Origin of the sequence: Christensenella minuta, from assembly GCF_003628755.1 — a bacterium.
GTDB lineage: Bacteria > Bacillota > Clostridia > Christensenellales > Christensenellaceae > Christensenella > Christensenella minuta.
On the sequence record NZ_CP029256.1, the window covers coordinates 1,787,210 to 1,809,279 of the forward strand.

The 22,070-nt window shown below is 56.2% G+C and carries 17 protein-coding genes and 1 tRNA gene; 6 read left to right on the forward strand and 12 right to left on the reverse strand.

Annotation, left to right across the window (positions count from 1 at the left end; translation table 11 throughout):
- The first annotated feature begins 2 nt into the window (after positions 1-2).
- Complete coding sequence (locus tag B1H56_RS08475) at positions 3-296, forward strand: hypothetical protein (protein ID WP_147554732.1); 294 nt, start codon at positions 3-5, stop codon at positions 294-296.
- Between the two features lie 54 nt (positions 297-350).
- On the opposite strand, the gene B1H56_RS08480 is transcribed toward B1H56_RS08475, so the two are convergent.
- Positions 351-1,931, reverse strand: coding sequence for a ClC family H(+)/Cl(-) exchange transporter (locus B1H56_RS08480; RefSeq protein WP_066523179.1), 1,581 nt, complete (start codon positions 1,929-1,931; stop codon positions 351-353).
- A gap of 312 nt (positions 1,932-2,243) precedes the next feature.
- On the opposite strand from B1H56_RS08480, the gene B1H56_RS08485 reads away from it, so the two are divergent.
- The 4 genes from B1H56_RS08485 to B1H56_RS08500 all read left to right on the forward strand — a co-directional run bounded on the left by B1H56_RS08485 (position 2,244) and on the right by B1H56_RS08500 (position 7,126).
- Positions 2,244-3,209: an AAA family ATPase gene (locus tag B1H56_RS08485; RefSeq protein WP_242862047.1), complete on the forward strand. Its 966-nt coding sequence runs from the start codon at positions 2,244-2,246 to the stop codon at positions 3,207-3,209.
- Positions 3,206-4,189 (forward strand): DUF58 domain-containing protein, encoded by a 984-nt coding sequence (locus tag B1H56_RS08490; RefSeq protein ID WP_066523181.1) that lies wholly within the window; start codon positions 3,206-3,208, stop codon positions 4,187-4,189. Before B1H56_RS08485 ends, B1H56_RS08490 begins: the two co-directional genes overlap by 4 nt.
- 27 nt (positions 4,190-4,216) lie before the next feature.
- Positions 4,217-6,661 carry a transglutaminase TgpA family protein gene (locus B1H56_RS08495; protein WP_066523182.1) on the forward strand — a complete coding sequence of 815 codons (2,445 nt, stop codon included), beginning with the start codon at positions 4,217-4,219 and terminating at the stop codon, positions 6,659-6,661.
- 72 nt (positions 6,662-6,733) lie between these two features.
- On the forward strand, positions 6,734-7,126 hold the full coding sequence (locus tag B1H56_RS08500; RefSeq protein ID WP_066523183.1) for a MerR family transcriptional regulator: 393 nt from the start codon (positions 6,734-6,736) through the stop codon (positions 7,124-7,126).
- 60 nt (positions 7,127-7,186) lie between these two features.
- Here B1H56_RS08500 and leuD read toward each other — a convergent pair whose 3' ends face one another.
- The 8 genes from leuD to ilvB form a co-directional block, all read right to left on the reverse strand.
- A complete protein-coding gene (gene leuD, locus B1H56_RS08505; protein WP_066523184.1) occupies positions 7,187-7,678 on the reverse strand; it encodes a 3-isopropylmalate dehydratase small subunit in 492 nt (163 codons plus the stop codon).
- Between the two features lie 13 nt (positions 7,679-7,691).
- A complete protein-coding gene (gene leuC, locus B1H56_RS08510) occupies positions 7,692-8,948 on the reverse strand; it encodes a 3-isopropylmalate dehydratase large subunit (RefSeq protein WP_066523203.1) in 1,257 nt (418 codons plus the stop codon).
- 145 nt (positions 8,949-9,093) lie between these two features.
- Positions 9,094-10,671: a citramalate synthase gene (cimA, locus tag B1H56_RS08515; RefSeq protein ID WP_066523186.1), complete on the reverse strand. Its 1,578-nt coding sequence runs from the start codon at positions 10,669-10,671 to the stop codon at positions 9,094-9,096.
- 152 nt (positions 10,672-10,823) lie between these two features.
- The gene (locus B1H56_RS08520) at positions 10,824-12,329 is read right to left on the reverse strand and encodes a 2-isopropylmalate synthase (RefSeq protein WP_066523188.1); all 1,506 of its coding nucleotides are present in this window, start codon (positions 12,327-12,329) and stop codon (positions 10,824-10,826) included.
- A gap of 170 nt (positions 12,330-12,499) precedes the next feature.
- A complete protein-coding gene (ilvD, locus tag B1H56_RS08525) occupies positions 12,500-14,149 on the reverse strand; it encodes a dihydroxy-acid dehydratase (RefSeq protein ID WP_066523190.1) in 1,650 nt (549 codons plus the stop codon).
- Between the two features lie 139 nt (positions 14,150-14,288).
- Positions 14,289-15,278: a ketol-acid reductoisomerase gene (ilvC, locus tag B1H56_RS08530; RefSeq protein ID WP_066523205.1), complete on the reverse strand. Its 990-nt coding sequence runs from the start codon at positions 15,276-15,278 to the stop codon at positions 14,289-14,291.
- 153 nt (positions 15,279-15,431) lie between these two features.
- A complete protein-coding gene (gene ilvN, locus B1H56_RS08535) occupies positions 15,432-15,929 on the reverse strand; it encodes an acetolactate synthase small subunit (RefSeq protein ID WP_066523207.1) in 498 nt (165 codons plus the stop codon).
- Positions 15,930-15,995: 66 nt separating this feature from the next.
- Entirely contained in the window at positions 15,996-17,660 is a 1,665-nt protein-coding gene (gene ilvB / locus B1H56_RS08540; protein ID WP_066523192.1) for a biosynthetic-type acetolactate synthase large subunit, read from the reverse strand.
- A 341-nt stretch (positions 17,661-18,001) separates the two neighbouring features.
- Here ilvB and B1H56_RS08545 point away from each other — a divergent pair.
- Positions 18,002-18,078: transfer RNA gene (locus tag B1H56_RS08545), tRNA-Arg, on the forward strand.
- A 618-nt stretch (positions 18,079-18,696) separates the two neighbouring features.
- Here the strand turns inward: B1H56_RS08545 and B1H56_RS08550 are convergent.
- From B1H56_RS08550 to B1H56_RS08560, 3 genes are read right to left on the reverse strand one after another with little or no spacing between them, the layout of a single operon-like run.
- Positions 18,697-20,175: an L-fucose/L-arabinose isomerase family protein gene (locus B1H56_RS08550; protein WP_066523194.1), complete on the reverse strand. Its 1,479-nt coding sequence runs from the start codon at positions 20,173-20,175 to the stop codon at positions 18,697-18,699.
- Positions 20,176-20,187: 12 nt separating this feature from the next.
- Positions 20,188-21,090, reverse strand: coding sequence for an ROK family protein (locus B1H56_RS08555; protein ID WP_162938978.1), 903 nt, complete (start codon positions 21,088-21,090; stop codon positions 20,188-20,190).
- Between the two features lie 4 nt (positions 21,091-21,094).
- Positions 21,095-22,060 (reverse strand): transketolase family protein, encoded by a 966-nt coding sequence (locus B1H56_RS08560; protein ID WP_066522872.1) that lies wholly within the window; start codon positions 22,058-22,060, stop codon positions 21,095-21,097.
- Positions 22,061-22,070: the final 10 nt, after the last annotated feature.

The following is a 22,070-nucleotide window of genomic DNA, read 5'->3' on the forward strand; positions in this document are numbered from 1 at the left end:
CAATGGAAAAATTTGGAGGATTCCTCGGTAAAGCCAAAGACGGCATCGTCTCCTTCGGAGAAACAGTCGCATCGAAATCCAAGGAAATGGTGGATGTTACCAAGCTGAGTTCAAAGCGAACGCAGGTCACCAGCGAGATAGACAGCTGCTACCGTGAACTGGGCATGATCGTGTACCAGCAGCGTTCTGTCGGCACGGACGCGGAAGCCTTATTCGCGCGGATCGCCGAATGCCAGAAAAAAATCCAGGAGCTGACCGCGCAGATCGAAGCGGCAAAAGCAAGCAAACAGGATTAGGCCGTTTTGTTCCGGCAAAAAGCCCCGCCCCAAACGGGCGGGGCTTTTTGCTTTTTACACCGTCTGCGCAAGCTTTACGACCTGCTCATGGACCTCAAATGAATTCCCTTCGTTACACAGGATAATCAGGATGTCCCCCGGCCTGATACGCACCGTGCCTTTGGGGATAATCTCGTGGTTTCCCCGCCGCACCGCGACAATCAGGCTGTTTTCCGGCCACTCGACCTGGCTGATCTTCTTCATGCAGATCGGCGTCCCAAAGTGCACGGGAACCTCGAGCAATATCTTGGCCTCCTCTTCCTCTTGCAGCTTTTCGTCCCGTTCGCGGGCGGCCAGCCGCTCCAGAAGCTGTTCGTATATGGGCTGCGACTTCAGAAGGTCTGCAATGATATAGGCGGTCAGCGAAATAAGCGTCAGGGATAACAGTTGGGTAAACGATCCGGTCATTTCACAGATCAATATAATCCCCGTGATAGGAGCGCGTACAATCGCCGCGAAAAATCCCGCCATCGCTAAAACGATAAAATTTTGCAGCAACGCCTGCGGAACGCCGAACGTCTGAACCATCAGCGTGCCGATCCCGCCGCCAAGCAGCGCCCCCAGCACCAGAAGCGGCAGGAAAATACCGCCCGGCGCTCCCGAGCCGAAGCTGACCATGGAAAATACAAATTTGACCGCAAATACGGCAAAAATCATTGCCAGCGCAAATTCGCCGCCCGCAAGCATGGGAATCAGCTTATGTCCCCCGCCCAGCACGGCGGGAAAAGTAAACCCGAGGAAGCCCGCGCATAAAAATGGGATCAGCAGCCGCACTTCCTTCCTTCTGATTTTCCCATACAGCTGCTGCGACTTCCTGATGCAAAAATTATAAAAAGCGCCTACCGCTCCAAGCGCAAGCCCGAGCAGGATCACCACCCAATAGAGGTCCAGCGGGATGTTCATGGCGATGTCGAAGCTGAATACGGGCGCAAGGCCGAACACGTTGCGCGAGATGAAGTCCGCCGTCACCGAAGCTGCCATAGTGGATAAAAGCACCTCCACGGAAAAGCTTTTGTGCAACTCCTCAAGGGAAAACAAAACCCCCGCAAACGGTGCATTGAACGCCGCCGCAAGCCCCGCCGATGCGCCGCACGTCATAAGCAGCTTCTCTTCGATCTTTACACGTTTTGAGATGCGGGAGATTCCTTTTCCTGCCATTGCGCCAAGCTGGATGGACGGCCCCTCCCGGCCGAGCGACAGCCCCGCGCCGATGGAAAGTACGCCTCCTGCGAATTTCGCGGCCAGCACCCTCCGCCATTTCTGGCTGAATAAGCCGTGCAGTTCGCCTTCCACCTGCGGAATGCCGCTTCCGCCGATCATCGGTTCCCATTTCACAAGCCGCGCCACCACGACTGACAGCACGGCAAGCGCCGCAAACCATATTACTTTAAAAATGACCTGCCGGGTTCCCGCGTCCAGCATAAATTCCAAAAAATCACCCGCACGTTCGACCGCAAGACGAAACAGCACGGAAACAAGGCCCGCTGCCGCTCCTACGATCACTCCCTGCAGGATCAGTCCGTATCTGAAATTTTGAAACCGTTTAAGCACGGTATGGGTATCGTTGCGTGATTCCACTTTCTTTTCCCTTCCCATTTTATATTATCCCTCCGGCCGCGGACTTGCAAGGGCCTTTGCCCGGCCCCGGCGCAAAAAAAGTGCTTGACCTGGAGTCCACTCCAGATGTTAAGCTTTGAATATCCGGGGCCCGGCACAGCATGGCAGGACCTGCCGGAAAGGCCAGCCCTTTTTGTAAAGAAAATGTAACAATTTTCGGCGATACTTGACCCGGACGGTCCGCAGGTGTTTAATAACAGTAACATCACTTTGTCCGGCACCCGATTGAAACCCGTTTTCTTCCATAACCCGGGACCGCCTATCCCGATCATTTGACTGGAGGCACGCTTTATGCCAGAGACAGACCCAAGACTGAACCATATGGAGATCAGCGAACTGATCGTCGCAGAAGTCGGCAAATCCTTTGTGGGCAACGGTGTCGCAATCCGCAAGATACTTTTTGCATTGCTTGCGGGCGGGCACGTTCTTTTGGAGGACCTCCCGGGCGTGGGAAAAACCACACTTGCCATGGCCTTTTCCAAGGTACTCAAGCTCTCCTGCAACCGTATCCAGTTTACCCCGGACGTAATGCCTGCCGACGTAACGGGCTTTACAGTACTGCTTAAGGATGCGCACACCATGGAATACCGGCCGGGGGCCGCAATGTGCAACCTGCTTCTCGCCGATGAGATCAACCGTGCATCCACACGCACCCAGTCCGCCCTCCTCGAAGCCATGGAGGAAAACGCCGTCACCGTAGACGGTGTGACGCACGCGCTGCCCCAGCCGTTTATGGTGATCGCCACGCAGAACCCCTCTGGCTCCGCGGGTACCCAGCTTCTTCCCGAATCCCAAACCGACCGTTTCATGATGCGTCTTTCCCTCGGATACCCTGATGAAAAAGCGGAAATGGAAATGCTGCTGAGGAAACACGGTGAAAACGAAGCGGAACCGATCGTCCGCATCACAAGCGCGGCAGGATTGCTCGAGATGCGCCGGCAGGTGTCGGAGGTCTATGTCGCGGGGGCGATCTACCGCTATATCCTGCGGCTTGTGCGTTCGACGCGCTCGCACGAATCCGTCGCACAGGGCGCGAGCCCGCGCGGCAGCGTCGCGCTCACCGCCCTTTCGCAGGCGGCCGCATATGTTTCCGGGCGTGATTTTGTCATCCCCGAGGATGTGCAGGACATTTATGCCGACTGTATCGCACACCGGCTGATCCTGACGGCACAGGCAAAACGCGGCGGAATCTCACCGGAGGCTGTGCTCGCCGATATCCTGAATTCGGTTGAAGCGCCAAAACTGAGGATAAAATGATCTTTTTACGCAGGCTGCTTTACCTGCTGTTTTGCACAGCGGCTTTTTTCTATTATATTTTCCATACGGGCTACCTGTCGTGGGTCCTGCTCACGGTCGCCGTTTCCCTTCCCATCCTGAGCATTGCGGCCACATTGCTCATACGCCGCGGTTTGCGCGTGCAAATGCGCGCGGACGCTTTCCGGTCCGCCGGTTTTTCCCTAATTCTGCAGATCACGCCCGCTCTGCCATATACCGCGGTGCGTCTGCGGCTGTGTTTTGAAAATCTTTTTACGCAGGAAAAAACATACGAAGAGGTTTTCGTCCGGCCCGGCCAGCACGAAAACACGATCGTCCTGCCGTATGACAACACCCTGTGCGGGGTAGTCCGCTGTACCGTAAAGGGCGCGCGCATGCTCGACCTGCTGGGCCTGTTTCTCCTTCCGCTTCCGAAGCCCGCTCCGCTTGAACTTCTTTCTCTGCCGAAAGAGGTTCCGTTCTCCGGCGAAGGACTCGGCCTGCAAGGCCTTGCCGCCACATCCGTGCAGCGTCAAAACGCCGCAGGCCTCGCGGGGGAACGGGAACTTTGCGACATCCGAGATTACCGGCCGGGCGATTCCCTGCGCGACGTCCACTGGAAACTTACCGCCCGCACGGGCCGTCCCATCGTCCGCGAATACGGCCTCTTTGCGGATTCCGTGAGGACCGTTGCCCTCCATTGGGCCGGTACGCCGGAAAATCTCGCGCTTTCATTGAGCCGTTTCCTTGGCGTGGTCCGGTTCTTCTCCGGCCATGGCCCTTTCGCGGTCCTGTGGCTCACGGGCAGCAGCCCGCCCCCGGCGTTATGTGTCCCCGGACACGGAGACGCTGGCGGCCGTCCTCTGGGATGCGCTTTCAAAACCCCCTGCCGGGAACGGCGGCCCATCCGGTTTTCCCACGGATTCGTCCGCTTGGGAAGATCCCTTCCTCCTGGCCTGTCCGGAAGCAATCTTCCTCTATGAAGAGGGCGCACGCAGGGAGGTGGTCTCATGAAGGGGGGGCAGCAGGCCAAATGGGCCAATTCCGCTGTACAGATCGTGCTGCTGTTTCTCGGCCTCGTTTCCACACTCGCCCTTTTCTTCGGACAGTCCGGGTTTCCGGAACCCAGCTTTCTCCTGTTTATGAGCGCTGTTTTTGCCGCGCTTTTTTCCGCTGTCTTTTTACTTTTCAAGGGCCGGACGCGGGCGTTCCTGTTATTGGGCATTTTCGGCGCATGGCTGTTGGCCGGGGTCTTCGCGCGCGGGTATTTCTCCTACGGGATGGAAGTTGCCTCCGGATATATCGCCCCTTACCTTGCACAAGTCGCAAATCTTGAGCTTGGCGCGGCGGCGCCCACGCAGGAAGGCGCGCAGGCTTGCGCCGCTTTCTGCCTCTATTGCGTGTTTCCCTATGCCGGTTTCCTCGCATGGGCCGTAGTGCTGCGCAGAAGCGCGCTCTTTTCCCTGCTGGCCACGATCCCCTTGTTTGCATTTTCCTACGGCAGCCTCACCCAGCCCGCCGGCGTCCCCCTCGCCCTGCTGTTCGTGTTTTGGGTTTCCATGATTCTTCAATCAAGGGTGCTGCGCACCGCTAAGGAGGTGAAGCCCGGTTTTTCCCTCCTGTGCGCCGCGCTTGCCGCCGGAGTATTCTGTACCCTGTTTGCCGCATTTCCGCAAGAAACTTACACCGCGTCGAAGGACGCTGTCAATCTGCGCCTCGATATTACCAATACGGCCCTCGATTTCGGTTATTCCATTCGCGGCCTGCGCGGTTTTCCGGCCGGCACGCCGCTTTCAAGCTCGGACGGCACGGTCAGCCTCGATACTACGGGCAGTGTACAGTTTGCCGACCGCGAGGTCATGCGCGTACATTGCGACCAGCCCGAAAGCCTCTATCTGCGCGGATATTCCGCCTCCGTCTATACCGGCCACGAATGGCTCCAGCCGGACGAGCAGGCCTTTGCGGAATCGAATGCCGGGATTAAGCCGCTGCAATATCTGGGAACGGAAAACCTCCTTCCCGCTGACAGTGTGACCACCACAGTTACCGTCGAACCCGGCCGCACCGACTCCAATTTTCTGTTCACGCCTTACCTGCTTGTGGATATCACGTCGGCCGATCCGGCGCCATCGTGGTACGGCGACGCATACCTCGCGGCGGACGGACAGGCGTCCTATACCTTTGAGACCTACAATACCTACGGTAACGCGTTTATCTCCGCCGACAGCGTCAGCAACCTGTGGCATCTCAGCATGAACCTTCCCCAATACAGGGGCAGCATGGAGTTTGAAGGCTATACCTTCCAGTATGAAGTGTTCTCCATCGGCGGTATTCTCTATCCGGAGAAAAGCGGCGTTCCCTCCGCTGTAATGGAAGGGGCGCAAGCGTTCCTTACCGATGTTTTCTTTATGGGCGGCACGGATCCGGACGGGCTTTTACAGCCGCAGGAAAGCCCCGACGCCGGATACCGGGCCTATATCCAGAGCGAATATACCCAGCTCCCGGTTGGCCTGCGGGAAACGCTCCTCGCGTGGTGGAGCGACCGGCGCAGCGGGGAGAACCTGTCTCCTGAGATGCAGCCGTTTTACGAGCCCTCCGGAGATATTCCCCCCCGCTACTGGGAAACGGCCGCGAAGCTCGTCGCGTCGGAGGTTTCCAAAAACGGCGCTTATACCGCAAATCCCGGCCCACAGCCTATAAACCGCGATTTTGTGGAATATTTTCTCACCGAGGGAAAGCAGGGATATTGCATCCACTACGCGAGCGCCACCACCGCTATGCTGCGCGCTCTCGGAATCCCCGCCCGCTATGTGGAAGGGTATGTGGTCGGAAAAGATTCGTTCGGGGAAGACGGCTGGGCGTCCGTATCCGCGAACCAGGCGCACTCCTGGGCAGAAATCTGGATGCCGGGAATCGGCTGGGTTCCGGTCGAATCGACACCGGGCGGGACGGCCGCCGGCGAGGTTGCGGCTGCGTCCGCAGCACCCGCAGCCGTGGCCTCGCCCTCCACGGCTCCAACCCCGTCTCCAGCCGGGCCGCCCGAAACGCCCGCTCCCTCCGCCTCCTCCCCGGAAGATGCGCAAACCAGTCCGCAGGAAGTTGTGGAATCCGGCAGGGCAGGGTTCGCTGTCCTTCTTATCGCCGCCGCATTCCTTGCCTGCGTCCCGTTTATCTGCCGCCTGATGGCAAAAAGAAGGCGCGCCCGGCTGATGGACGACCCCGACCCCAACCGCGCCGCACTTGGAATTTACGCATACCTCGACGATCTCCGCGCGTTCGGCGGGGAAATTTCGCAGGCAGCGGAAGCAATCGCGCTCAAAGCAAAATTCAGCCGGCATGCCATTCGCCCGGAAGAGCTCGCGCAACTGCGCGGAGAACGCCAGGCGGAACGCGCCAAAGCCGCGAACCGCCTAACGTGCGGCAAAAGGTTCCGGTTTTGGCTGAGCGGCCTGTAAACTTAACTAAAAATATGCTTGACTTGGAGTGGGCTTCAGGTGTTACAATGAGCCTATCGGAGGCGGATGATTATGACGATTGCAGAAGTAAGTAAAAAATATGGGCTCTCGGCGGACACGCTGCGCTACTATGAGCGTATCGGGCTGATTCCCGGCGTACGGCGTAAGGAAAACGGCATACGGGACTATTCTGAGTCGGACTGTAACTGGGTCGAATTTATCAAGTGCATGCGCGCCGCTGGGATACAGGTGGAAGCGCTGATCGAGTACGTGGCCCTGTTCCAGCAGGGCGACGATACGCAGGAGGCACGCAAACAAATTTTGCTGGAGCAGCGCGAACAGCTCCTTGCCCGCATGGAAGACATGCAGCGGACGCTCGCTCGCCTCGACAAAAAAATCGCCCATTACGATGAATGCTTGCGTTTCACGGAAAAAAAACTGCGGAAACACAACCCATCTCAATAAAAAAACGGCAACCGGAGTTGCCGTTTTTTTATTCGCAACCGCGCAACTCTAGGCTGCGGTTCAAAGCTTATTTTGCTTAACCGCCTCGATCAGCCCGCCCGATGCGATGATATCCTGGATAAATTCCGGGAAGGGCTGTGCCTTGAAGCTTTTCCCGCTTGTGAGGTCCCGGATCTCGCCCGTGGAAAAATCGACTTCCACTTCATCGCCGTCCGAAATCGCTTCCGCCGCTTCCGCACATTCGAGGATGGGCAGACCGATATTGATGGCGTTGCGGTAAAAAATACGTGCAAAGCTCGCCGCGATCACGCAGCTGATGCCCGATTCCTTGATCGCAATGGGCGCGTGTTCGCGCGAAGAGCCGCAGCCAAAATTTTTTACGCCTACCATAATGTCTCCCTGTTTCACCCTGTTCACAAATTCTGTGTCAATATCCTCCATGCAGTGGGCCGCGAGCTCCTTTGAATCCGATGTGTTGAGGTAGCGCGCGGGGATGATAACGTCCGTATCGATATTGTCCCCATATTTAAAAACCCTGCCTTTTGCTTTCATTCGTATTCCCTCCTCAAATATCCGCAGGCGAAGCAACCTTGCCTGCAATCGCACTGGCCGCCGCTACTTCCGGGCTCGCCAGGTATACTTCCGATTTCACATGGCCCATCCGTCCCACAAAGTTCCTGTTCGTGGTCGCAACGGCGCGTTCACCCTCCGCGAGGATGCCGCAGTGCCCGCCGAGGCACGGCCCGCATGTGGGAGTGGAAACAGCGCAGCCCGCTTCGATAAATATCTTCAGGAGGCCCTCCTCCATCGCCTGCAGGTAAATCGCCTGGGTCGCGGGGAAAATGATCGCGCGGACGTTCGGCGCCACCTGGCGTCCCACCATGATCTCCGCCGCCGCACGCAGGTCGCTGATCCTCCCGTTCGTGCACGAACCGATTACCACCTGGTCGATCTTCACGTCGCCCACCTCGTCGATGGTCTTGGTGTTTTCCGGCAGGTGCGGGAAGGAAACCGTGGATTTAATTTCACTGAGGTCGATGTCAATCACACGCTCATAGACCGCGTCCGGGTCGGGCGCATATACTTTGAATTCACGGTCCGCATGCGCGCGGATATATTCTATCGTCTGTTCGTCCACCTCAAAGATGCCATTCTTGCCGCCCGCTTCGATCGCCATGTTGGCAATGCACAGGCGGTCGTCCATCGTCAGGGACGCAAGGCCTTCTCCGCCGAATTCCATAGACTGGTAAAGCGCGCCGTCCACACCGATCATGCCAATGATGTGCAGGATCACGTCCTTGCCGCTGACATATTTCTTCAGTTCTCCCCGCAGGTTGAAGCGGATGGACCCCGGCACCTTCAGCCACACCTTGCCCGTCGCCATCCCGGCGGCCATATCCGTGGAGCCGACGCCCGTGGAAAACGCGCCCAGGGCGCCATAGGTACATGTATGCGAATCCGCGCCGATCACCGCGTCCCCCGCGACCACAAGGCCTTTTTCGGGCAGCAGCGCATGCTCAATGCCCATTTGTCCCACGTCGAAAAAATTCACGATGCCGTGCTTTTGCGCAAATTCGCGTACCAGCTTGCACTGCTCCGCCGCTTTGATATCCTTGTTCGGCGTAAAGTGGTCCATCACAAGGGCGATCTTATTTTTATCGAAGACCTCTTTTCCGGTCTTGCCCATTTCCCGGATGGCAACCGGCGACGTGATATCGTTCCCGAGAACCATATCGAGATTCACGGAAATGAGCTGCCCCGCGGCCACGCTCGGAAGTCCCGCATGCGCCGCCAGTATTTTTTGCGTCATTGTCATACCCATATCATATTCCTCGCACCTTTTTAGGTGCTCCGGAAAAGAGATGCCCCCCTTTTCCGACCTTTCCCTGTTTAATGTTATTTCGTTCGCAAACACGCGCTTACGAAATAGATATTCCCGACGAACACCGTCAGGTAAAGTTAACTTGTTAGTTGCTTTCGTCCAGAGTCAGCTTATACTCGATCGAATCCGTAAGCGCGAGAAAGCTCGCCTCGATGATGTCTGTCGACACCCCTACGGTGTTCCATGTATGTTTTCCGTCCGTCGATTCGATCAGGACGCGCACCTTGGCAGCCGTGGTGGCCGAGCTTTCAAGCACACGCACCTTATAGTCCGCGAGACGCATGGTCTCAAGTGCCGGATAAAAACCCTTGAGCGCGCCACGGAGCGCAAGGTCAAGCGCATGCACCGGGCCGTCGCCCTCCGCGCCGGTGATCCGCGACTGCCCGTCCACCTGCACCTTGATGATTGCGGAAGACGGATACTCCTGCTCCTGCAAAGGCTGTTCGCCGATGATTTTGAAATACTCGAGCTCAAAATACTTTTTGTGTTTTCCAAGCAGCCTGCGGATCACCAGCTCGAAGCTCTGCTCTGCCGCCTCGAATTGATAACCCTCGAATTCAAGCTGTTTGAGCTTGCCAACAAGCTCGGCCACCACGGGGTCTTTTACCGTGACCGACGGCTCCACCTTCTGTATCTTTTTAATCAGCGTCGCCTTGCCCGAAACCTCGCTCATCAGGAACCGGCGGCTGTTGCCCACCTTCTGTGGATCGACATGCTCGAAGCTCTCGCGTATTTTTTTCACGCCGTCAATGTGCATGCCGCCCTTGTGCGCAAACGCGCTCGACCCCACGTAGGGGGCCCCCGAGGGCAGCCAGATGTTGGAAATATCCGCGATCCGCCGCGCAGTCTCCGTGAGGCGCTTCAGGTTTTCCTCCCCCAGTACGTCATAGCCGCGCTTCAGCTCCAGGTCCGGGATGATCGTGGAAAGGTTTGCGTTCCCGCACCGTTCCCCGTATCCGATAAACGTTCCCTGCACCTGCGCTGCTCCCGCGTCCACCGCAAACATCGTCTGCGCGACCGCCATTCCCGTATCGTTATGGCAATGGATGCCCACCTGCACGTCCGGGAACCCTTTTACCACCTGTCCCGTTATTTCATAAATATCCGTGGGATAGGTGCCGCCGTTCGTATCGCACAGGCAAAGGACGTCCGCGCCGCCGGCCGCCGCCGCTTCGAGCGCTTCCATCGCATATCCGGGATTCGCTTTGTATCCGTCGAAAAAGTGTTCTGCATCGAACACCACATACTTACCGTTCCGCTTCATATAGGCAAGCGTGCTTTCGATCATCGCAAGGTTTTCCTCAGGCGTTGTATTGATTACCTTAAGGACGTGCAGGTCCCAGCATTTTCCAAAGATCGAAACCGCAGGCGTCCCCGCCTCCATCAGGCTTTTGACGTTCGAATCCTCTTCGGGCAGGATGTTCTTGCGCCGGGTGCTGCCAAAGGCGCACAGCTTCGCGTGCCTTTGCGTCTCGCTTTGCAGCCTGCGAAAAAATTCCAGGTCTTTTGGATTGGAAGCAGGATTCCCTGCTTCGATGAAATCGATCCCCAGCGCGTCGAGCGCCCGGACAATCTTGAGCTTATCCTCCACGGAGAAAGCGATGCCTTCTCCCTGCATACCGTCGCGCAGCGTGGAATCGAAGGTGTATATTTTTTTACTCATAAATTTTTTCCTTTTCAACGTGTCCGCATATTGGAAACGCCTGCTGATCGTGCACAGGATGGACGCGGTTTAAGGCAAGCCGCGCGGCTTGCCGGATACGCCGCATGGGAATCCCGGAGCCTGACGCAGGAATACGCCCATATTGTATGCGATCAGGCCCCTAAGAGTTTGTTTACCGCATTGATATACGCCAGCATGGACGCCTCAATAATATCGGTAGACAGGCCGCGGCCCGTAACAGTCCTGCTGCCCGACGATACCTTGACCACAACTTCGCCCAGCGCATCTTCGCCGTGCGATACCGCGTTGATCTTATAGTTGTTCAGGACGAGCGGCATCTGCACGATCTTCTCGATCGCCTGATAGGCCGCATCGATCGGGCCGTCGCCAAGCGCCACCTGTTCCTGCGAAGCGCCGCTCATATCCTCGAGCGTGATATTCGCCGTCGCCTGGATGGTATTGCCGCTGTTGACAACAAACTGCTTCAGGCGGAAATGCTCCACAACCTTCGCGGCCTTCTGGGCGACCAGCGCTTCCACGTCGTATTCCGTCACTTCTTTCTTCTTGTCGCACAGCTCTTTGAACTGCCCAAACGCCGTGTCCAGCTCTTCCGGCGTTAGGTTGTAACCCAGCTCTTTGAGGAAGTCATCGAACGCATGGCGGCCGGAATGTTTGCCCAGCACCATCTTATTCGTTGTCAGCCCGACCGACTCGGGCGTCATAATTTCATAGGTTTCGCGCTTCGCCAGTACACCGTGCTGGTGGATGCCGCTTTCATGTGCAAATGCGTTCGCGCCTACGATGGCTTTGTTCGGCGGAATGGATACGCCGATAATCTTCGAGAGCAGGCGGGACGTGCGGTACAGCTGTTTGGTGTTGATGTTCGTGTCCGCGTCGAGCAACGCCCGGCGCGTATGGATCGCCATGACGATTTCTTCGAGGGACGCGTTGCCCGCTCGTTCGCCGATACCGTTGACCGTGCATTCCACCTGCGTTGCGCCCGCAGAAACGGATGCCAGCGAATTTGCGACCGCCATGCCGAGGTCGTTGTGGCAGTGGACCGCCAGGTCGATCTCGTCGACGCCCTCCACGTTCTGCTTCATGTACGTAATCATGTCGTACATTTCCTGTGGCAGGACGTAGCCCACCGTATCGGGCAGGTTGATCGTTTTCGCACCCGCGCCGATCGCGGTTTTGACCGCCTTTGCCAGAAACGCCATGTCGCTTCTCGACGCGTCTTCCGCGGAAAATTCCACGTCCGGCACAAGGCTTCTCGCGTAACTCACGGATTCCCTGATATGCTCCAGTACCTGTTCCTCCGTCATCTTCAGTTTATACTGCATATGCAGCGGCGAGGTTGCCAGAAAGACGTGGATCCTCGGCGCCGCCGCCTGCGACAATGCCTCGTAAGAGGCGTCGATATCCTTTTTGACCGCACGGGAGAGAGAGGCGACGGTGCAGTCCTTGATGGTTTTTGCAATAGTTTGCACACTCTCGAAATCCCCGGGCGACGATACCGCGAATCCCGCTTCAATAATATCTACTTTCAGCAGCTCCAACTGTCTTGCGACTTCGATCTTCTCGGACAGGTTCATGCTGCATCCGGGGGATTGCTCTCCGTCGCGCAGCGTCGTATCAAAAATTTTAATGGTTTTCATATCTTATACTCCTTTTCGTCGCAACCGCCTTTCCTGCTCGCTTTGCCATGCGGCGGTTGCCGCTCTGGCGCCTTCGCTGTCCAACCGCGCTCCGTTTGCGCTTTCGGAAACCCAGGCGCCCTCTTCCCCACAAACCCGCTTCGCCTGCGGGCTTTCGCGGGGCTCCGCACTTACTTCAGTACTGCGCCAGTATCTGCGCTCTGTACCATTCTTGAATACCTCGCAAGCCATCCCGTCTTGATCTTCGGCGGCAAAAGCTGCGAGTTCGTAAGTCGTTTTTCAAGCTCAGCCTCATCCACTTTGAGGTTGATGGAGTATGCGTTGATATCGATCTCGATCACGTCGCCTTCCTGCACATAAGCAATTGGGCCGCCTGCCGCCGCTTCCGGCGACACATGTCCGACAGCCGCTCCGCGCGACGCACCGGAAAACCGTCCGTCCGTGATAAGCGCCACTTCCTTGTCGAGTCCCATTCCGGCAAGGCTTGCGGTCGGCGCCAGCATTTCGCGCATGCCCGGGCCGCCTTTAGGTCCTTCGTAGCGGATCACGACTACATCGCCTTTTTGAATCTTTCCGCCGAGGATCGCTTCGTTCGCTTCTTCCTCGCTGTTAAAGACCCGGGCCGTGCATGTGCTCTTCATCATTTCCGGGGCGACCGCCGCACGTTTCACCACACACCCGTTAGGTGCGAGGTTGCCGTATAAAATAGCGATGCCGCCGTTTTCCGAATAGGGATCGTCCACCGGCCGAATCACGTCGCCGGTCCGCTTCGCGTTTTCAATCCGCTCCATTACGGTGCCGTCCACGGTCCGGTTGTCCTCGACCAGCCCTTTTTTATGGATCTCCGCCATCACAGCCGGGATTCCGCCGCATTCGTTCAACTCCTCGATATAATGGCGGCCCGCCGGAGCCAGATGACAGAGATTCGGGGTCTTCTCGCTGATCTCGTTTACCTGGCGCAGGTCGATCCTGATTCCGCATTCATGCGCGATTGCCGGAAGGTGCAGCATGCTGTTTGTACTGCAGCCAAGCGCCATATCCATAGTAATCGCATTGCGGAACGCCCTTTCATTCATAATATCGCGCGGCCGCAGGTTTTGCTCGACGAGCTTCATAACCTGCATGCCCGTATGCTTCCCCAGCGCGGTCCGCGCGGACATCACCGCCGGGATCGTCCCATTCCCGGGAAGCGCCATGCCAAGCACCTCCGCGAGGCAGTTCATGGAATTTGCCGTATACATACCGGAGCAGCTGCCGCAGCTCGGGCACGCCTTTTGCTCAAAGGCCTCCAGCTCCTCGTCCGACATCGTCCCGTTCGCGTGCTGTCCGACCGCTTCAAACATGCTGGACAGGCTCGTCTTATGGCCGCCGAACCTGCCCGCGAGCATCGGCCCGCCCGAACAGACGATCGCCGGGATGTTCACCCGCGCCGCCGCCATCAGCATTCCGGGGACGATCTTATCGCAGTTGGGGACCATCACCGCGCCGTCAAACGCATGGGCGACGAGCAGAGTTTCCACACTGTCCGCGATCAGCTCACGCGAGGGCAGCGAGTAGTGCATCCCCATATGGTTCATCGCGATACCGTCGCATACGCCGATCGCCGGGACCTCGATTGGGGTCCCGCCTGCCATGCGGATACCGTCCTTAACCGCGCGGGCCACCGTATCCAGGTGCAGGTGTCCGGGGATTATTTCGCTCTGCGCGTTTACCACCGCGATCAGCGGCCGTTCCAGTTCTTCTTTTGTCAGCCCCAGCGCATACAGCAAGGACCGGTGCGGCGCTCGCTGCGCGCCTTTTTTGATGTTATCGCTATTCATACCTAATGCTCTCTTTCATTCGCTCCCGCAAGGGCACTTGCAGTTCCCCTTGCGGGAGTCCCTTGCCCAGGATCGTTTTGCCCGCGCAAACAGGCGCCAAGCCAAAAGCCGCCCGCCGCGAACAGGCCTTGGCTGTTTTTTATTTCTCCTTGTGCCAGCTCATCTTTCCCCGCAGCTCTTCACCTGTTTTTTCAAGCTGGGATTCGCGTTCAATGTTTCTCATCGCAATAAAATGCGGACGCTTCACCTGGTTTTCCAGCATCCAGTCACGCGCAAACGTGCCGTCCTGAATTTCGGAAAGGACCTGTTTCATTTCCTTGCGGGTATCTTCCGTAACGATCCGCTTGCCCGTCACATAATCGCCGTATTCCGCAGTGTCCGAAATGGAGTAGCGCATCCTCGAAAGCCCGCCTTCGTTAATCAGGTCGACGATCAGCTTCATTTCGTGGCAGCATTCAAAATATGCCATTTCCGGCGCATACCCCGCTTCAACCAACGTTTCAAATCCGGCCTTAATCAGCTCGGAAACGCCGCCGCACAAGACCGCCTGTTCACCAAAGAGGTCCGTTTCCGTTTCTTCGCGGAAACTTGTTTCAAAGATGCCCGCACGTCCGCCGCCGATCCCGCTCGCATACGCAAGTGCAAGGTCGCGCGCCTTGCCCGTTGCATCCTGATGGATCGCGATCAGGCAGGGAACGCCTTTCCCTTCCTGAAACTGGCTTCTTACCGTATGGCCGGGGCCCTTTGGCGCAACCATCCAGACGTCGACGTCCTTCGGAGGCACAATCTGTCCAAAATGAATATTGAATCCGTGTGCAAACACAAGGGATTTGCCTTCCGTCATATACGGCGCGATCCCCTCGTATATCTTGCCCTGTTTCTCATCCGGCACAAGGATCATCACGATGTCCGCCGCTTTCGCCGCTTCCTCCGAAGTCATGACTTTAAGACCGGCTTCTTCTGCGGATTTCCACGAACGGCTTCCTTCATACAGGCCGACAACTACATCTACGCCGCTGTCCTTCAGGTTCTGCGCGTGTGCGTGTCCCTGGCTGCCATATCCGATGATCGCAACGGTTTTGCCCTTCAGGAGAGAAAGATTGCAGTCCCTGTCATAATACATTTTCATTTTCATTTGATTGCCTCCAAAATTTATTTATTGCAGTTCCATGCCGGCAGCGCATGCGCCTTTTGCCGGAATCTGCTATACAACACTCATTATTTGCCCGCGCATCGCAGCAGGCCATCTGCTGCGGAAGATGCGGAGCTCCTTTCGGGAACGTCAGTCTTCATGGATGGATACCGCTCCCCGCTGCAGGGCGGTGATGCCCGTGCGTGAAAGCTCAATAATACCGTACTCATCCAGCAGCTTTAAAAGCGCGTCGTTCTTTTCCGGCGAACCCGCCATCTCGATAATCATAGTCTCCGCGCAGATATCCACAATCTTGGTGCGGAAGATGTCGCACAATTCAATGATGCTCGCGCGTTTTTTCGCGTTCGATTTCACCTTCACCAGCACCAGCTCCTTATAAACCGAGCTTTTGGACCGCAGTCCCGTAATTTTCACCACATCTACCAGCTTAGCCAATTGTTTCTGGATTTGTTCCAGGATGGCTTCGTCCCCGATCAGTTCGATTGTGATACGGGATATCTTGGGGTCGTGCGTCTCTCCGACGGAGAGAGACCGGATATTGTACCCCCTGCGGGAGAACAGACCAGTGACCTTCGATAGGACGCCGGATGTATTTCTGACCAATATGGACAATACGTATCTTCTAATCATTGTTTATCTCCTTCGTTCCTGCTTTCCTACTTTATTATATAGCGCCTGCGATTCAGGGTCCAATTACTTTTCCAGGTCGAGGATGATATCGTCGAGCGGCTTCCCTCCCGGCACCATAGGCAGCACGTTTTCATCCTCGTGTATATCACACTTCACGATCACCGGTCCCTTGTGGGAGAACGCCTTTTTAAAGGCGGCATGCAGGTCGCGTTCCTTGGAGATATCCACGCCGTATGCGCCGAACGCCTCCGCCAGTTTCACATAATCCGTCGGATTATTGAGCGTGGTTTGGGAATAGCGTTCCTCATAAAACAGCTTCTGCCACTGGCGTACCATGCCAAGCACGTTATTGTTCAAGACCAGCACCATAATGGGAAGCCGGTGTTTTACCGCGGTTACGATCTCCTGCAGGTTCATATGGAAGCTGCCGTCCCCCGCGATATTCACGACCTGTTTGCCCGTGCCCACGGCTGCGCCGATCGCTGCGCCCATGCCGAAGCCCATTGTGCCAAGACCGCCCGAGGAAATGAATTGTCGGGGCTGGTCAATGCGCAGAAACTGGGCCGACCACATCTGATGCTGCCCCACCTCGGTAGTGAACACGGTGTCCTCCGGCGCTTCGTCCTGCATGGCTTGCAAGACCTTTTTGGGAAAACGCGCGTTTCTCGTCGCGCGGTCAAGCGGATAACTGCGTTTCCAATGCCGCACCTGCTCCATCCATGCGTCGTTTTCCTTCTTTTCCACACCGGGCAGCAGGGCTTTTAAAGCATCTTTTGCATTGCCCATCACTTCATAGTCCGCATTGATATTTTTATTGATCTCGGCAGGATCCACATCGATATGCAGGATCCTGGCCTGTTTGGCAAACTTTGTCCGGTCCGAAGTTACCCGTTCGGAAAAGCGCGCGCCGATTGCGACCAGCAGATCGCAGTGGCTGGCACACAGCGCGGATGTTTTTGTCCCGTGCATACCGATCATTCCCGTATATTGCTCGTCCTCCGCCGGAAACGCCCCCAGCCCCATCAGCGTCATCGTCACAGGAGCGTTCAGCTTCTTCGCCAGCTCATTCAGTTCCTTCTCCGCCCCGGCCGCAATCACGCCGCCGCCCGCAAAGATAAAAGGCTTCTCACTTTCATTGATGGCGCGCACCGCCTCGGCAATATCGTCTTTTTCAAACGCATTCTGGTGCCCGATCTCTTTCGGCTTCCTGGGTTCGTATTCCCCCTCCATCATCGTAATGTCTTTGGGAACGTCCACGAGCACCGGGCCGGGCCGCCCGCTCTGCGCGATATAGAAAGCTTCACGGACCGCATCCGCCAGCTCGGAGATTTCTTTTACGATCACATTGTGCTTCGTGATTGGGATCGTTACACCCGTGATGTCGATCTCCTGAAAGCTGTCTTTACCGAGATTCTTTTTCTCTACGTTGCCGGTGATGGCCACCATGGGGATAGAATCCATGTAGGCCGTTGCGATCCCTGTTACAAGGTTCGTCGCCCCCGGGCCGCTCGTCGCGAATACAACGCCCGGTTTTCCCGTGGCCCGTGCATAGCCGTCCGCGGCATGCGCCGCATGCTGCTCGTGGCAGGTCAGGATGTGATTGATTTCGGGATAATCATAGAGCGCGTTGTAAAGCGCGATGACGGTCCCGCCCGGGAATCCGAATACGGTATCGACATCCTGCTCCTTCAAACACTCCATGATGATTTGTGCTCCTGTTAATTTCACTGTGCTTTCCCTCTTTCTTTCAGACTTTTCTTCCCTTGTAACAAAAAGGGCCTGCGCTTATCGCGCAGGCCCTTGAATTACTCCCTAATCCGTAGTCCCTATCGTGCCCCTCCGGCACAACCGCAATAAGCCTTATTCGCTCTGCCAATAATGACGAGGCTAATAAGGTTAATAAGGACTACGATGAAGTTGTGAGAAGACGTTTGATTCATTTTCTCTGCTTCCTTCACTTTACTGGTACTTATGATAAAGCGATTCCTCTCCATTGTCAACATTTTTTTGAGATTTCAAACAAAATAATTGCAAAACATGTGCATTTATATTAGAATAAAATGCATGATGCACCTATAGCTCAGTAGGATAGAGCGTCCGCCTCCTAAGCGGAAGGCCACAGGTTCGAATCCTGTTAGGTGCGCCACTAAAGTGGACAATTCTGCATAAAGAATTGTCCACTTTATATGTCATAATACGATAAAGGCAGACAAAGTTTAAATAAGAAATGTACATCTTTTTCACAGCGGGTAGTATATAATGATTTGTTTTTCACTCTTGGCATATAGAGAATGCTATTGTATTATGATATAATTCTAACCGTGATACACTATAGCTACGAGATAAGAGAGGTTTGTTCGGCTGACTGCTAATTATAGTAATGTGCTTAAGTATTGCATTGCTTAATGTAGGCGTTGTTTTAAATGTAATATTGCAGATATTAGCGATGATTAATTGCCAAATTTATGCTTAAGAAGATATATATTAGGAAAGTTTATAGTTCGGTAATTACAATGCCATTGCTTATAATAGATTTTGACGATCAAAGATAAAATTAATGGATTATCATCCTTTCGATCAAACGTGAAGATCACGTTGCTCCGATCTATCTGTTGTTCCCTCCGGCCCCTGTATTTCCGGCCGCGCAAATTTCCTTCCCAGCGTTTCTCCCTTGCCTTTGCCAGCGCGTGCACGGGGAATACGGCAGGAGGCCTCCGTATTCCCGCACGCTTTCAGACGTTCCGGAAACCCGATCTATATTTTTTCATACAAACGGATTTTCCCGCGGATAAAGCATAGATTTAGGCTGGTTGAACGCAATGTCTTCCACACCCAGATAATCGAAAACGGTAAAGAGCGCTTTTCCCGCGTGCCCGAAGGCAAGCGCGCCATGATGCGGATAATGTTTTCCAACCAGTATGTGGCGGTAGAAACGCTCCATTTCCGGGACTGCAATCACACCGATCCCGCCAAAGGAATGCGTAGACACGGGCAGTACCTCGCCCTGCGCAACATAAGCCGCGAGGGAGGAATCCGCATGCGCATGCACCCGGAACAGCGTAACCGGACCTGGCAGAATATCTCCCTCCATCGTACCCCGGGTGAAATCCGGTGTCCCGCCCTGTTCGTGCAAGCGGTTCTGGATCAGCTGGTAGCTCAGTTTCCCCTCCGAAAGCTTGCAGCTCGGGGTATTGCCGCAGTGGAAGCCCATAAATGTCTCGCGCAGGCGGTAGCCAAAGCGTCCCCTGACCGCTTCATCGTAAAGGTCCTGCGGAACGGTGTTGTTGATATCAAGAAGCGTGACTGCGTCGTTCGTTACGCAGGTTCCGATATATTCGCTGACCGCCCCATAGATATCTACCTCGCATCCGACGGGATAGCCCTTTGCGGTGAGTCTGCTGTTCACATAACAGGGTACGAATCCAAATTCCTTTAGGAACGAGGGCCAGCACTTGTTGGCAAAGGCAACATAATCCCGCGCTCCGCGGTTTTCTTCCGCCCAGTCGAGGAGCGTGAGCTCGAACTGCGCCATACGCGGCAGCAAATCCGGGTAGGGCGCGCCGCCCAGCTCTTCCTTCATCTCTTCCACGATCCCGCCGACCCGTCCGTCATTTTCGTGGGCGCGAAAGGCTGCCAGGAGGTCGAGCTCTGAATTTTCCTGTATTTCGATCCCCAGATTGTACAATCCCCTAATGGGCGCGTTACAAGCAAAAAAATCCTGCGGGCGCGGGCCGAAGGCGATCACCTTGAGCGACCTTACCCCCAGCAGGGCGCGGGCCACCGGAAGGAATTCTTCTATTTGCCCTGCGGTCTCTTCCGCCGTTTCCACGGGCGACTCCGGGATCACCGCGCGCAGCCCGCGCAGGGCCAGGTTATAAGAACAATTGAGCATCCCACAATATGCGTCGCCGCGGCCGCCGATCAGGTCTTTCCCCGTTTCTTCCGCTGCGGCAGCATATAGTACAGGCCCCGGGAACCGCTCCGCAAGCAGTGTTTCCGGTGTCTCCGGGCCAAAATTCCCCAAAAATACAACCAGCGCATTGCATCCTTCCCGCCGCACCTCATCGATGGCTTTTTGCACATCCCGCTCGTTTTCCACCAGCGTTTGGGCTTCATAGAGCCCGATCCCCTTTTGCCCGCAGGCTTCCGCTACCGCCTTACGGCGGCGTTCCGAAAGGCTTGCAACAAAACAGTCCCTGCTTACGGCTATGATCCCCAGCCGTACTTCCGGTATATTTTTCATATCATTACCCCTTTAAAGCGCATGTGAAAGCGCATACCACGCCGCGCCCCGGATGCCCGCATCCGCTGCCGCGGCCCGTTCAATCACCATGTTTTCCGCAGGATACGGCTTTTTCACATGCTCGTAGATTTTTCCCGTCAGCTCTTTGTACGGGAAATGATCCATTTCAAGTATGCCGCCCCCAAGGATCACAAGCGTCGGATCGAAAATCGCGACTTCAGCCGCCACGGGGATGGCGCAGGCCTCTACGAATGCCGCCAGCTCGCGGGCGCCTTTATGCACCCGGAAAAGATCGGCAAGGGCGCAGTCCGCGAAGCGCTCCTTCCACAGGGAGACAAGGTACGCTCCCGACGCATAGCATTCGATGCAGCCTTTCTTGCCGCAGCCGCAGGTCCGCATTCCCCCGAGCACCGGGATGTGCCCCGCGTCGCAGCCGCTTCCATGCGCGCCGCGCAGCAGGCTGCCGCGGTAATACACGCTGTTCCCAACGCCCGTTCCAAAATAGAACGCCGTCACAATATCCTGCGGTCCCGTATGCCGTTCCATGATCTCCGCCTGGAGCAGCATATCCGTATCCTTTGCAATGGCAACGGGCAATCCCAGTCCTTCCAGCCTGCTTACCACATCGATGCCGTCAAAGCCCTCGTCCGTGTTCTTCAGGTTCGGACAGGGAAATACCCTTTTCCCGTCCGCGCAGACCGGCGCGGGAAAACCGATGCCAATAGCCCGCGCATCCCGCACCTCGTTCGCATCCATAAACGCACGTATCTCCCCGGCCAGCAGGTCCGCCGCTTTCCCGCCTTCGCCCAGAGCCTTGCTCGGCTTCTTGTCCGAACAAAGCACGGCGCCGTCTTCGCGCACCCATCCGATCCGGAAGTTGGTGCCGCCAATATCGATCCCAATTGCGCTTCTCATCCTTCTATTTGTGCTCCAGCACATCTTTCACAGCCGCAATGACGCCCGCCGCGTTCAGACGGAAGCGTTCCCGCAGGTAATCCATCGGGCCGACCTCGCTGAATTCGTCGCGCACGGCCAGCTTGCGCATTACGGCAGGCTCCTCTTCCGCAAGCACGGACGCCACCGCGTCCCCAAGGCCGCCGTTTATATTATGGTTTTCCGCCGTTACGACCGCTCCTGTTTTTTGAGCGTACTCCACAATCAGCTCCCGGTCGATCGGTTTGATGGTGAACATATCGATCACCGCCGCGGAAATCCCTTCTTTCTCCAGCTTTTCCGCCGCAACGAGCGCCTCGCTTACCATGATCCCGCAGGCAATGACCGTCACGTCGCCGCCATCCTTCAATACAACGCCCTTCCCCGGCTCGAATTCGCTGGAATCACCATACACCTTCACGGCCGGCGCGCGGTCAGCGCGGAAATAGATGATCCTGTTTTCGTCCCTGGTGGCGCGCATCAGGTTTTTGAACATCGCGCTGTCCGTGACTTCAAACAGGCAGATGTCCGGGATCGTCCGCATCATGGCGATATCTTCAAACGCAGTATGTGTTCCGCCGTTAAATTTCGCGCAGATTCCCGGATCGCTCCCATAAAGGCGGATCGGATTTCTTCCGTAAGCCGAAGAAATGAAAATCTGGTCAAAGACCCGCCGTGTAATGAACGGCGCAAACGTATGCGCATATACCTTTTTCCCCACGCGCGCCATGCCCGCCGCCATCCCGATCATATTCCCCTCCTGGATGCCCACGTTAAGCACCCGCCCCGGGAACCGTTCCTGTATCCGGTCGATCTTGATCGCCTTCATCAGGTCCGCGTCAAGAGACACCACATCCCCGTCGCTCTCCATCAATTCCGCAACGGTATCCGTATAGGCCGAGCTCAGCGGCGCGGCTTCCGTCTCGTTATGAAATGCAAATTCAATTTTCATACCGCTTCTC